11 protein-coding genes are annotated in these 12,649 nt (G+C 59.3%); 3 read left to right on the top strand and 8 right to left on the bottom strand.

Annotated features, from left to right (window positions below):
- Positions 1-20 precede the first annotated feature (20 nt).
- The 6 genes from KIO74_RS24880 to KIO74_RS24855 all read right to left on the bottom strand — a co-directional run bounded on the left by KIO74_RS24880 (position 21) and on the right by KIO74_RS24855 (position 6,128).
- The gene (locus KIO74_RS24880; protein ID WP_213337669.1) at positions 21-911 is read right to left on the bottom strand and encodes a hypothetical protein; all 891 of its coding nucleotides are present in this window, start codon (positions 909-911) and stop codon (positions 21-23) included.
- On the bottom strand, positions 908-2,050 hold the full coding sequence (locus tag KIO74_RS24875) for a mandelate racemase/muconate lactonizing enzyme family protein (RefSeq protein ID WP_213337667.1): 1,143 nt from the start codon (positions 2,048-2,050) through the stop codon (positions 908-910). The genes KIO74_RS24880 and KIO74_RS24875 overlap by 4 nt, the downstream gene beginning before the upstream one ends.
- 59 nt (positions 2,051-2,109) lie before the next feature.
- Entirely contained in the window at positions 2,110-2,895 is a 786-nt protein-coding gene (locus tag KIO74_RS24870; protein ID WP_213337665.1) for an ABC transporter permease, read from the bottom strand.
- Positions 2,895-3,815: an ABC transporter permease gene (locus KIO74_RS24865; RefSeq protein ID WP_213337664.1), complete on the bottom strand. Its 921-nt coding sequence runs from the start codon at positions 3,813-3,815 to the stop codon at positions 2,895-2,897. Before KIO74_RS24865 ends, KIO74_RS24870 begins: the two co-directional genes overlap by 1 nt.
- Positions 3,815-4,960 (bottom strand): ABC transporter ATP-binding protein, encoded by a 1,146-nt coding sequence (locus KIO74_RS24860; RefSeq protein ID WP_213337663.1) that lies wholly within the window; start codon positions 4,958-4,960, stop codon positions 3,815-3,817. The genes KIO74_RS24865 and KIO74_RS24860 overlap by 1 nt, the downstream gene beginning before the upstream one ends.
- A gap of 112 nt (positions 4,961-5,072) precedes the next feature.
- The gene (locus KIO74_RS24855; protein ID WP_213337662.1) at positions 5,073-6,128 is read right to left on the bottom strand and encodes an extracellular solute-binding protein; all 1,056 of its coding nucleotides are present in this window, start codon (positions 6,126-6,128) and stop codon (positions 5,073-5,075) included.
- Positions 6,129-6,559: 431 nt separating this feature from the next.
- Here KIO74_RS24855 and KIO74_RS24850 point away from each other — a divergent pair, with 431 nt between their 5' ends.
- The 3 genes from KIO74_RS24850 (at position 6,560) to KIO74_RS24840 (ending at position 9,919) form a co-directional block, all read left to right on the top strand.
- Positions 6,560-7,747, top strand: a complete 1,188-nt coding sequence (locus KIO74_RS24850) for a M24 family metallopeptidase (RefSeq protein WP_213337661.1) — start codon at positions 6,560-6,562, stop codon at positions 7,745-7,747.
- Between the two features lie 152 nt (positions 7,748-7,899).
- Positions 7,900-8,853, top strand: coding sequence for an iron-containing alcohol dehydrogenase (locus KIO74_RS24845; protein ID WP_213337660.1), 954 nt, complete (start codon positions 7,900-7,902; stop codon positions 8,851-8,853).
- Between the two features lie 163 nt (positions 8,854-9,016).
- Positions 9,017-9,919, top strand: coding sequence for a GntR family transcriptional regulator (locus KIO74_RS24840; RefSeq protein ID WP_213337659.1), 903 nt, complete (start codon positions 9,017-9,019; stop codon positions 9,917-9,919).
- An 86-nt stretch (positions 9,920-10,005) separates the two neighbouring features.
- Here the strand turns inward: KIO74_RS24840 and KIO74_RS24835 are convergent, their stop codons facing one another.
- Together KIO74_RS24835 and KIO74_RS24830 are read right to left on the bottom strand one after the other, a co-directional pair.
- The gene (locus KIO74_RS24835) at positions 10,006-11,091 is read right to left on the bottom strand and encodes an ABC transporter substrate-binding protein (protein WP_249731469.1); all 1,086 of its coding nucleotides are present in this window, start codon (positions 11,089-11,091) and stop codon (positions 10,006-10,008) included.
- Positions 11,092-11,137: 46 nt separating this feature from the next.
- Positions 11,138-12,643, bottom strand: a complete 1,506-nt coding sequence (locus KIO74_RS24830) for a M81 family metallopeptidase (protein WP_213337658.1) — start codon at positions 12,641-12,643, stop codon at positions 11,138-11,140.
- Positions 12,644-12,649 lie beyond the last annotated feature (6 nt).

Raw genomic sequence — 12,649 nt, 5'->3', positions numbered from 1 at the left:
TCGCTCTGTCCTGTTATCGCTTATCGACCCGCATAAATCGGCAAAGTCGATTGTTTTTCGCTCAAGGTGGTAAGGGACATCATGCGCAGCGCGCCTTCGGCATTGACGAGCGCGCCACCGTGCCGACAAGCCCAATCAAGGAAGCGAATTGCCTGCTCCCGCCAGTGAGGGTCCACGAGGCCAAAGGCGTGCGTCAGGAAGTTGACGGCGCGCGGTATTCGCGATGCTTCACTTTGCTTGAGGATGTAATCCCAGACACGCTTGAGACCTTCCAGGTCTTGCTTTTCGTTGTACAGATAGTCCTGTTCGAATGCGGTGCCGGAGCCATTCCAGCCAAGTGGAATCTCCGCAATCACCCGCTCGCCTTCGCCGATCGCCGATACCTGAGTGGCCGGCCAATCCATGGCCCGGCTGATATCGCGCTGGCCGGGAGCCGCCGAGCAATCGACCGCCAGTCCGACGTTCCTCAGAAGGGCAGGCAGGTTGGGATGAAACGAGAACCCACCAGACCGAAAGATGTCGAACGATATATTCGCGGATACGGCGCTCGTCATTGACATGTCGATAACCTTTTCAAGATGATCGAGATCATCATAAAGGCTGGAACCGTCCTCTCGATCTTCATGGGGGTGTAGAGCGATGCTCGTGCCTGCCGCCCGGCGTTGCTGCCAGAATTCGTGATAGGGCCCCTCGAAGAAATCATTCCGATATCTCGGGCTGGTGTGCAAGGTGATGACGGCCCTGCCGCCCGCCTCGCCATCGACGAGCGAGCCAATCGTCTGAAACCGATGCATCATGACCGCCGGATCGGGCGGAGTTTTATAGCGGCTCGCGGGGTAAAAGCCCTTGCCACCGCCTGCTTCGCTGGGAGGATCGGCGTCGATCAGCCATATCAAGCCGATCCCGTTCACGATCGCGGCCTCTCGATCCGTTCAATAAGTGTCAGCCCAGCCTCGTCGGTGGTGACGCCAAGGCCCGGATCAGATGACAGCCGCATGTCACCATCAACCATCGTGATGCCCGAGAATGGCTGACTGCCGACCCTCTGATATCCCCAGAGCTCACATGACAGAGGGGAACTCGCCGCTGCGCATTGCAATGCGGCTGCCGTAGCCAGCATTCCCTCATCCATCTGGCCCATGAGGTAGGGCAGGCCGGCCGCTTCCGCCAGCGCGACCATCCCCATCAACCTGCGGACGCCGCCTGCCTTGCAAAGCTTGAGGTGGACGCCGTCGACCGCGTTCGCCTCTATCAGCGCGAGCAGGTCCTGCGGCGTGCCGCAGGCCTCGTCCGCGAACACTGGGATATCGACCGCCTCGCGAACCGCCTTCAGGGCGTTCGTATCCGCGGCTGAAACTGGTTGTTCCAACCAGGCCAATGCGAAGCCAAGATCATTCTCGCTGAGCCGTTTCGCTTTCGACAGCGCCTCCTTGGAACCCCAGCCCTGGTTGACATCCGCGGCAATGATCGCGTCTGCCGCGCGTGTGTGGTCCGCGACTGCCGCTTGCACCGCTCGCAGACGCGCGAGATCGTCGGCGAAGGCAGGCAGGCCGAGGCGGACCTTGATGGTTGTGATGCCCTTGTCGAGATAAGCGAGAGCCTGATGCGCGGCCGCTTCGGCCGTGCAGAAAGGCAGGGTGCCATGAATATGGACACGATCGCCACGCCCTCCACCCAGCAGCTGTCTGAGGGGGAGCCCGGCCGATTTCGCGGCGGCGTCGTGGACAGCGATGTCGATTGCAGCCTTGGCTGTCGTATTGCCCGGCACGATGGCATCGAGTTGCCGGGGTAATGTCGCTGGCGCGACCTGCTCCAACAGCAATACCCTAGGGGCGAGCAGTTCGCGCAGCATCGCGACAACACGTCCCTGCGTCTCCCCCGTGACATAGGGTGCGTTACCGCGTACCTCGCTCCAGCCTACCGCGCCCTCGTCGGTCTCGACTTTGACAACGACTTCCTTGAGGACATCGATCAGGCCGGACGACGCATGCTGGAACGGGTCCGCCAGCGGGAGATCGGCCGTATAGATCGTGATAGCAGCAATCTGCATAATGAACCCCTGCCGCGCTTGAAGGCTCCGGCTCTGGTCTGGTTGATCGCGCGTAGTATTCAGTCGCGACCGGCAAGGTATTTGTACACACCGATCGTGCGGTCGAGGATGATGAAGGCGATGATGCCGATCATCGCCAGCAGGAAGGAAATCGCCGGAATGACCGGTGTCATGCCACCCACATACATTCTCTGGAACATTTCAACCGGCAAAGTGCGCTCGCCAATGCCCGAGAGAAATAGTGCCATCGTGACATTGTTAAATGACAGAATGAACGTGAAGATGAACGCCGCAATCATTCCCGTCTTGATCTGCGGAACAACGATACGGAAGAACGTGGACACGGAATTCGCGCCGAGGATAGCGCTGCTCCACTCCAGCCGACGATCAACAGATGCGACGGACACCATGACGGTCCGGAAGGCGAATGGGATCGAGATGACGAGATGAGCGATGACGAGACCAACAAAGGTTTCCGCGATGCCAAGGCGCTCGAAATAGACGAGAAGCGCCAGGACGAAGACGATCTGCGGAATCATGCGTGGGCCGGTTATGAAGGTCTCGACCGTGTTGCGCCATTTGCCGCGCGAGCGCTCGAGCGCGAAGGCGCATGGCACGCTGATGACAACGGCGACAATGGATGCGATGACCGCGAGCACGAAACTGCGCCAGATGGATGCCAGCAGGACGCCATCGGTGAAGATGGCCTCGAACCACCGTGTGCTCAAACCAACCGGCGGGAACCGGATACCCGACGTGGCGGTCAATGCCACCGGCAGGCTGATCAGGGTCGGGAGAAGCATCAGCACGACGATGAGATAGACGAAAACGCGAAGTAGCCTCATCACACCATCTCCCATTGTCCGCGGCGCGTGACGCGGTTCGCGACAGCTGCCGCGGCATAGGTGATCGTTGCGACGACGATGAGCAGCACGAGAGCGAGAGCGGAGGCCATTGGCCAATTCATCAGTTCACTCGCATAGCTGAAGATCGCGATTGGCAGCACCTGTGTTCGCGGCCCGCTGATAAGGATCGGGATGAGGTAGGAAGAAACGCTGAGCGAAAACACGAGAATGGCGCTGGCCACCAGCCCGGGCGCGGTCAGTGGCAGCATCAGGTTCCAGACGATCCGCGGCGTGGATGCCCCGAGAATGCGCGCGGCGTTGATCTTGTCTTGCGGCACGGCCTGGATAGTCGATGCCAGGATGAGGATGGCGAACGGTACATGCTCGTAGGTGAGGACCGCGACGAGTGTCCAGAACGACCGCAGCCAGGGCAGGGGCCCATCAACAAGGCCAACCGATGAAAGGATCTGCTGGAAGACACCAAACGGTAGCAGCAGGATATACCAGCCGAGAATTCCAACAATCAGATTGACGAAGATCGGAAGCAGGCAGGCGACCGAGATCAGCGTGCGCTCCCATCCGCTGGCACGTGTCAGGTAAAATGCAACCGGGTAGCCCACGAGCAGAGTCGTCACCACGGTCAGCAAACCGAGCACGAGCGAATTTGCGATCATAGCGAGATAAAAGGGATCCCCGAATATCGCGGTGAAGTTCACCAGCGTCGCAGGCCCATCGCTGGTGCGTGGCCCAGGCCTGTAGGCGGTGAAACTGAAGCCGAAGAGATCGAAGAGGGGTACGGCGAAAAAGACGATCAGAAGGAGAATAATCGGCGCGGTGAACATAAGCGCTGTAATGTTAGCACTAAGCCCTCGCGCAGTCCGTCCCGGCGTGGGCAAGGTGCTGGCGGTCAGATCAGCCATTACATGCTCCTCCCGCCATCAAGGAGAATAACGCTCTCCCGCGAGAACGAGAGGCTGACATGATCCTTGCGCTGGTAAAGCTCCTGTCCGACTTTGGGGAGGTCGAGTACTTGAAGCGTGCGGCCGGCTACGTTTACTTCATAGGTAATGTTGCTGCCCTTGAAGATCGTATCCTCGACTGTCCCCTCGAGGGTGTTATCCCCCCTTGCCTCGCCTTGGCGGCCTATCGTTACATTCTCTGGCCGAATGGCGATCTGTACGGCGCCTCGGTCATCAGTTCGAGGAGCGCGGGATGCCAGAATGCGCTGGATTCCAACGCGAAGCGCCGCTGTGTTCCCGGAAATACTCTCGATTGTCGCATCGAATATGTTGGCGTCACCGACAAAGGTACAGACAAAAGCGGTATGGGGGTCCGTATAGATTGTGTGTGGAGAGGCGATACGCTCGATGCGCCCCCCGCGCATGACGGCAATCCTGTCAGACATGACGAGCGCCTCCTCCTGGCTATGGGTGACGAGCAACGTCGTCACCTTGAGCCGTTCGTGGATGCGCTTGATCTCGACTTGCATATCCTTGCGCAAGGCCGCGTCGAGATTGGAAAGGGGCTCGTCGAGAAGAAGAAGGTCCGGTTCGGTAACAAGTGCACGCGCGAGTGCCACACGTTGCTGCATGCCGCCGGAGAGCTGTGAGGGAAACTTGTCCTTGGCGCTCGACAGGCGGACCATATCAAGCATCGCCGTGACGCGCGTTGGGATCTCGCTTCCTGGAAAACCACGCATGCGCAATCCGTAGGCGACGTTGTCGAACACGGACATGTGCGGAAAGAGCGCCCAGGACTGAAACACCATGCCCAATCTGCGCTTCTGTGGCGGCAACGTGTTCGCCGCAACGCCACGCAGGAACAGGTTGCCGGAATCGGGCTGGAGAAATCCCGCGACCATGTTCAGCGTTGTTGTCTTGCCGCAGCCAGAAGGGCCGAGCAGCGTCAGGAACTCGCCCTCGGCGATCTCCAGATGGAGATCCTGCAGGACGTGCTGATTTTGGAGCGTCTTGGTGACGCCCTCGATCCGCAGGATCGGCTTGCGGTGGCTCTCCTGCGCGAAATGGTCCATCGGCGCTTCGTGTCTCCTGAGGGCAGCAATCATGGCAAGGCTCTTTGCAGGCAGTTTCACGACTGATGATGCACGCGTGAGCGCGGTGGTCCGGTACAAAGCATGAGCCCGATCTCGGAAGAGCGGGCTCATGTCCGCATGCGGTCTAGCGGACCTCGCGCTGCCAGCGCTCGATCCAGCCGGGCCGAGCCGCATTGATGGCGCGCCAGTCAAAGTTGACGAGCTTCGAGAAATCGTTCGCCGTCAGGCCCATCCCGGCTTGCTCTTCGGGTGTGAGCTTCGACCATGCCGATGCGCTGGGGCTTGCCGTCGCGCCTTTCCGCATGCGAAGGGCCTGGAACTCGTCGCTATAGTACAAGTTGATGTACTCGTAAGCAGCTTCCTCGCAAGGCGCGCCCTTGACGAGAGAAAGTCCTCCGTTGACCGTCGGGGATCCTTCCTGCGGAATGACAAATTTCATTGGGATACCCTGCGCACGCAAGGCTGGAGCAATATTCGAACTTGTGACAGCCGCCCAGACCTCACCAAGCTGCATCAGATTGGATAGCTCGGAGGTCCAGGTGAAAACGGTATGGATATTGGGAAGAAGCTTCTTGGTCGCATCGAAGCCGGGATCAATGTTGGCTTCGCCGCCGCCGTTGTTCTTGGCCAACATCACAAGGGCCGCGGTGCCCATCGTGCTCTGAGGCGCGGTTATCGCGAGCCTGCCCTTCATGTCCGGACGGTTGAGATCCGTCCATGATTTAGGCGGTGCCATATTGTTCTTCTTGAACTGCTCCTCGTCATAGATAATGCCGACGCCAAGCACATTCGTGGCCAGTACATTCGGATTGCCATCTTTATCCTTGGTCACAGCCCAATCGGCCAGATTCTTGGTATTCGGCGCGCGGTTGGCGTCGATCGGCTTGCACAGTCCCTGCTCGCAGGCCGTCAGCCCGATCGGCACATCCCATTGCGCGATCGAAATGCGCGGGTTGGCGCCCTGCGCCGTGATGCGCTCCACCATGTTCGCCGAGCCGATAGCCTCGGCGACGAGTTCGACGTTGTATTTTTCTTTCAGCTTGGGAGCGATGTATTCCATCACGTTCTCGCGATGGTTTGGCGCGATGCCCAGAAATACTTGCATGGAGGTGCAGGCTTCCTGAGCCTGGAGCTGATTCACCGCCAAACATGAAATTCCCAACCCGACGATCGCCGCCAAGCGGCTCACACGATGTTTCATGGTTCCACCTCGTCGATTCAATTTTTTCTTGTGTTGATGCCACATTTAAGAACGCGAGAAGGCCCGTGTCTAGCTGGCATTTTGTTTTTTTTGATACATTTTCAGCAATCTAACGCCCATCATTTCAGCAACTGTCCGCCAGCTTAGCAATCACTTTGACAGCGGGGGATTTCCAGGCTTATCGTGCGAAGGCTGATAGAATATTGATATTTAATTATAAATTAATTCGGTCGCGCCGAATTGCGTGTGCCTCTAATTCGGGCAGAGCAGCAATCCCGCCGGGTGAGTGACGCTTGCATGATCCGGGCGATTGGTGTTGAATTGATCAAATGGCTCGTTAATATACAATTATGATGTGTGGCTTCCTGCGCCTCGCAGCGCGTAGGCCTCCAGCGTGGAGCAAGACGATCATGGCGGATTTTGACCTCAACGACATCTTGCAGGAAGTGCCGCAAGGCAAAGAGAGCGTTTTCCCTAAAGATGAATATGAGCGACGTCTTGCCAAGCTTCGCGTCGCGATGAGCGAGCGCGGTTTCGATCTTGTTCTACTATCGGGACCGGAGAATATATTCTATCTGTCTGGCCAGCAAACGCCTGGATACTACGCGTTCCAGTGTTTGTGCATACCATTGGAGGGCAAGCCATTCCATGTCCTGCGCGGACTGGAGGCCATGAACGCGCGCCTCAATACCTATCTTGATGATATTATCGGCTATGCCGATGACGTCGTGCCGGCTTCCGCCGTCGCGGAAGTCCTCTTCGCACGCGGTTGGCGTGGGAAGCGTGTGGCCATCGATCAAAGCGGATGGTTCCTGACCATCAACCTCTACAACAGGCTCGTGGCGGACTTTGGCCCTCTCCTGGACGCAACCGGGCTCGTGGAACCTCTGCGGCGGATCAAATCCGCCTTGGAGATCGAGCAGATGGAGAAGGCCGGACATGCAAACGAGGCCGGAATGAGCGCTGGTCTTGCCGTCACGAAGGTTGGTGCAAACGAAAACGACATCGCCTCTGCCATTATGGGGGCTGCCATCAAGGCTGGCTCTGAGTATGTGGGAATGGAGCCCTTCGTTACTTCAGGGCCGCGTTCCGGCATTCCCCACACAACCTGGCGACGCCGGCAGATCGAGCCCGGAGACGTGACCGTGCTCGAAACATCGGCCTGTTATAATCGCTACCATGTGGCGCTTTTCCGCACCGTCGCATGCGGCGAGATACCCCAGATTGCTCGCGACATGTACCAGGTGTGCGGAGAAGCTCTCGAGGTTGCTTTGGAAAAACTGCGGCCCGGTAATACATGCGCTGATGTTCACGATGCCGTGCAGGCTGTGATCGACAGTCACGGGCAAACCAACGGCTACCGCAAGCGAACCGGCTACAGCATGGGAATTTCATTTGCCCCCGACTGGGGGGAAGGGAATATCCTCAGCCTGTTCCGTGGGATAGACGTGCCTTTGGAGCCGGGCATGGCCTTCCATGTGCCGATCACGTTGCGCGCCTATAACAAGTTCACCGTGGCCGTGAGCGAGACAGTTCTCGTGACGGATGGTGCGCCACGGACCTTCAGCAGCATAAGCCGCGAGATCGTCGAGGCTTAGCTGCGGCAGCAAGAAACCTCAGCCAGGCGGCTCAAGATGGGGAACTCAACGCCTTGCCTCATGGCATAGATTCCGCTCACGGTTGGCCCGAGGTGACGGACGGACCGGAGGTATTGCGAAAGGCGAGCGGAGAATGGGAGCGCCCCGTCATTTTGACGACACGCTCTCCTCTCCGCGCGGCCATGCCGCTTCTTGCCTCACCTCCCGCATGCGTCATCATGGTGGAAGGAAACGACAAGGCTGAGCTCGAGCGATATGCCCGAGAGGCGGCCGCATTCCGCACGGTTGTCGGCATTGGCAGCGGCCTCGTCATGGACGCGGCAAAATATGTGGCGCGGCAGAACGGACAGCTGTTGGTCCAAGTCCCGAGCAGCGCCTCGAACAATGCCTGTTTCACGCGGACGGCCTGGGCGATGGATAGAGGGCGCCGCATTGCCGAGCGGGGTTGTCCAGTTCCGGATGCAATCGTCGCGGACCGCGCGCTTATCGCGACTGCGCCCCCATCCTTCAACAGGGCGGGCCTCGCTGAAATTCTCTGTAGCCACACCGCCTTGTTCGATTGGCGGCTCGGGCATGATGCTGGATGCGATGTCGACTGGGATGAAGCGCTTTTCGCATTCACTGTGCATGAGCTCGAGGTTGTTCCCGGCGTGATACCAGCCGTCGCGCAAGGGACGCCGGACGCGTTCGTCGGCATCATCAAGGCCTGCGCGCGTTTCGCACCCTGGTTCTCCTCCCATCCCAGGGCGCGATTCAACGCGGGCTCGGAGCATCTCTTCGCCTGGGCGCTCGATGCGACGGCCGGTCGCCGTATGATCCACGGCGAGGCGGTGGCGCTTGGGATTCTGCTTATGGCCCTTTTGCAGGACAACGACCCGGACAATCCGGCCCGGTGCATTGTTGATGCACGGCTTCCCTTTCATCCAGAACACATCGGCGCAAGTTGGGAACTGGTCGCGGACACACTCAAGGCGCTGCCGGAATACGCGCGCACCATGCCGTGGTACACGATCATTGACACGCTGGGTGAGCCAATGCTCGCGGCGCAAAAGCTATCGGATTTTCTTCCTCGGGCCAGGCACTTTGTCGATGGTCTGAAGGTCTGAGGCGCCACATCCGATGGCCTTGAATTCGCACTGGACACAGCCTCGTTCAACAGATAGTGCACCGGGTTTCCGCTATCGGGGACGAGACCATTTGCGCGTTGTGTCGAGGAACTTTCAATTGCTCGGTTGCCGTCACTAACGTCCTTAGAACAGAACGAGATCCATGGCGCGATCATCAAACCAGAGCCGGCACCGACTCGCGAACCAAATACTCGATCTCATTCGCGACGCGAAGTTTGAGCCGGGTCACCATTTGCGCGAGCAGCAGCTGGGTGATCTGCTCGGGGTCTCGCGGACGCCGGTCCGTGCAGCTCTGATGTTGCTGACCGAGCTGGAGATAGTGGAGGCTCGCCGGAACCAGGGTTTTTTCCTCGTCAAGCCGTTTGACGTGCTTCACCGCATCGAAATCGAAGTGCCCAACTCGCTCGACCAGAGCCTTTATGAGCAGCTCGTAAGAGACAGGCTAGCCGGGATACTTCCAGATTCATTGACCCAGAGCGAGATCGCACACCGATACGATGTCGATCGCGTGGTGATGCTGAGGACGCTGGCGCGGCTGTCCGAGGACGGTTTGATCGCGCGCAACAAAGGGCACGGTTGGACCTTCCTGCCGACGCTGGACTCCAAACTCGCGCTTAACTCAAGTTACGACTTCCGCCTGACGATCGAGCCCGCGTCATTTCTTTTGAGCACGTTCAAACCGGATGGGGCCGCGCTTGAGCGCGCCCGACTGCAACATATGTATCTTGCGTCGCACCCCGACATAAACAGCGTCGACAGTATGCAGTTGTTTTCCACCGACGCGAGTTTTCATGAAATGTTCGCGGAGTTCAGTGGAAACGTGTTCTTTCTGCAAGCAGTCCAACAACAAAATCGTCTGAGGCGTCTGCTCGAATTCGGCGGCTATCGGAACCGACGGCGAGTCCGTGAATGGTGCAAAGAACACCTCGCCATTATCGACGCGGTTCTCGCCGGCGATTATCGCGGCGCCAGCAAGATGATGCATGCGCATCTCTCCAAGGCGGTCGGCGCCTCGGGAGCGCCTATTGTCCGCGACAAGCCATGAGGCCATTGACCAAGCCTATGTGTTAACCTTGCGCTTATGATGACTGTTCCGAGTGACAGTTCACGCGTGTGAAGCAGAATATTGCTCTAGCGTTGGATCCATGCGTTCCATGCATCGAGCATCCGGGCCTGGTTGGCGGCGATCCAGGCGGAATCGTGCTTGACGATGGCCTGGAAAGCTTCAGGCGAACTGGGAATATTGGCGCGTGCTGCTTCACTCATCAGGGTAACGGCGTCGATGCTCGGCGGCGTTACATTCAACCGTTCCGCGAGCTTCGCTTGTACGCTCGGATTATCAAGGTAATATTTGAGAAGCGCTTCAGCCCCTGCCGGGTTAGGGCCATCACGCAGGATCTGAAGCGTGTCGGCGAGCAGGAACGCGCCTTCATAGGACGTCGTGACGGGCTGGCCTTCCGCTTTCAAAGCCGATGCCCGCGTACCCCAAATCATTCCGATGACATATTCGCCGTTACGGAACCCCTGCTGGCTCTGATCACCCGTGCGCCACCACAACTGGATCTCCGGCTTGATCGCGTCGAGTTTCTTCAGCGCGCGATCGATATCCAGCGGGAAAAGCTTGTCGGCTGGTACGCCGTCGGCGAGCAGGGCGGCAGCGAGCACCCGCCAGGGATCGTTGAAGCTTGGTAGCGCGCGTGCACCGGGAAAGCGCTTGGTGTCCCAGAAGTCAGCCCAGCTCCGAGGCTGCTCGTCCTTGAAACGCTCTGCATTCGAGCCGAGTAATGTGGCGTTGAGTGTGATGCGGACGCCGGCCGGATTGCAGGCCTTGTCGACCAGATCCTTGCGGACCTTGAACTGTTCGCAGAACGACGCGAGGTCGCGGGTGAAGGAGCGATTCTGCTCTGACTCGGCGATGATATCGACGTTGTTGATGATGTCCCACGTGACGTTTCCGGCCTTCGCCATGGCCTGGGCACGGGCTCGCTGCTCCGCATCGGTCGCGGTGACGGTGGCGACTTTGATGCCCGTTGCCTTGGTGAAGGGTTCGAACCAGATTTCTTTGAGTGCCTTGTCATAGACGCCGCCCGTGGTGGCGACGACGACCTCACCCGACTGCGCCGCGGCTGCTGTGGTGAGCGCTAGGCCAATGCCGATCTGGCGCAGAAGGGTGATGAGGAGATCACGCGCTTGCGAATGCTTTCTGATAGTGAGCAAAATAAAGATCCCCCTATTTTTTGAATGGCAGTTAACTGACACGCCGTCAGGTTGGATGTGTTGGCCGGATGCGTGTGAAAATACTGGCCGCGAGCGCCGGATCTTCGATCATGTCTTCCGGATAGATCGGCCGACGTTTTGTGAAGGGCAGAAGGCCGCGTTGGTAGTTCGAAATGCCTGGCGTATCGACGACGACACAAGCGCCGAGCGATCCGAAGGAAATTTTGAAGTGGTAGCCCGACTTGACGACGACCACGTCGCGGCCGTCAAGTTCGATGCCTTGACTGCGGAACGCCGCTGGATCCTGGGTGAAACCCGGGAGGCTGGTCACCAGCACGGTGAGGTTGCCCGATTGCAGGACAGCCGTGTTGCCGAGAGTGGCGGGCTCGTTTTTGAGATAAGGACCATCATGCACGAAATGGCCATTGCCGAGGCTCAAGACGGACCATTTGGCGCGAAACGGCACAGCGCCTTTGGAGAGGCCCCCGCCAATCGCCGCCTCGAACACTCCACCGATGCCGGACCGTTCTGCGCGGAGGACGGCGTCGGGATCGGTGACCGGGACGACCGCGTTGAGATTTGGCCAGTGCCGCGCGATTTCGGACATGATCACCGTACCATCACCGGCCGCGCCAGCCAGTACGCGATCGCCCTGATCGCCGAGGATGACAGGCGTTGACAGACGACCGGAGGCGACGTCTGCGAGCGCTGTCTCGAGCGGCGTGAAATCCGGGGTGAATGCGTCACGCAGGTCCCACAGCATGCGGGCAAGATCCTCGACCGCGTCCTTAGCGCCGCTCGGGTCGCCGTTTGCGATCGCGGTGATGCACTGGGCGCCACCCGGCACGTCGACAAGGGTCGTGCAATTGCAGATCGAGATATCGAGCAGCGATGGATGGTGCGCCAGGATCTCGCGTCGGCGCGCGTGGAGGCTGGAGAGAGGCCCTCGCGCGGTTTCCATCTGTGCCCCGAAAATGAGAGGTAGCCATACCGCCGCCGTGACCGGCGCGATGCGCCGCTGGATGGTCTCGACAAGCAGGGTCGCCGCGCGCTCGCCAGCAACGTCATAGTCCGTATGCGGGTTCTCCTTGCAGGCGAGCACGAGATCCGCGCCGGCAAGCATGGTCTTGGTGACATGGGCATGCAGGTCGAGGCTGACGGCGATGATTGTTTCCGGCCCAGCCACCTCGCGGATTGCGGCGATCAGTGCGCCTTCAGGATCATCAAGGCTCTCGGTGATCATCGCGCCGTGTAGATCGAGGTAGATCCCGTCCGGACGCATGGTTTCGACGCCTGCGACGATTTCGGCGCAGAGTTGTCCGAACAGGCTGTCCTCCACAGGGCCACCGGGTGGCGCCACGGCGGAAATGCCTGGCAGGATCTGACAACCCAGATGCGTAAGGGCCCGGCAGGCGCCGCCGAGAGAAGAACGCGACCCCGCGGCCTTTCCGAGCAGGCTCGCGCTCCGGGCGATCACGAAGCTGCCGGGGCCGGTCTTGAGCCTGCTGAAGCTGTTGCCCTCATGAAAAAGGCTGGAGACGAAAATGCGCATACCGAT

The organism is Chelatococcus sp. HY11 (assembly GCF_018398335.1).
Lineage (GTDB): Bacteria > Pseudomonadota > Alphaproteobacteria > Rhizobiales > Beijerinckiaceae > Chelatococcus.
Note: the sequence above shows the minus strand (reverse complement) of the source record. Positions and strands in the feature narration are given on the sequence as shown.

Bases quoted from the DNA above. Each gene is read 5' to 3' on its own strand.
- KIO74_RS24875 (WP_213337667.1), bottom strand. From the start codon at position 2,050: ATGCAGATTGCTGCTATCACGATCTATACGGCCGATCTCCCGCTGGCG.
- KIO74_RS24870 (WP_213337665.1), bottom strand. From the start codon at position 2,895: ATGAGGCTACTTCGCGTTTTCGTCTATCTCATCGTCGTGCTGATGCTT.
- KIO74_RS24865 (WP_213337664.1), bottom strand. From the start codon at position 3,815: ATGGCTGATCTGACCGCCAGCACCTTGCCCACGCCGGGACGGACTGCG.
- KIO74_RS24860 (WP_213337663.1), bottom strand. From the start codon at position 4,960: ATGATTGCTGCCCTCAGGAGACACGAAGCGCCGATGGACCATTTCGCG.
- KIO74_RS24850 (WP_213337661.1), top strand. From the start codon at position 6,560: ATGGCGGATTTTGACCTCAACGACATCTTGCAGGAAGTGCCGCAAGGC.
- KIO74_RS24840 (WP_213337659.1), top strand. From the start codon at position 9,017: ATGGCGCGATCATCAAACCAGAGCCGGCACCGACTCGCGAACCAAATA.
- KIO74_RS24830 (WP_213337658.1), bottom strand. From the start codon at position 12,643: ATGCGCATTTTCGTCTCCAGCCTTTTTCATGAGGGCAACAGCTTCAGC.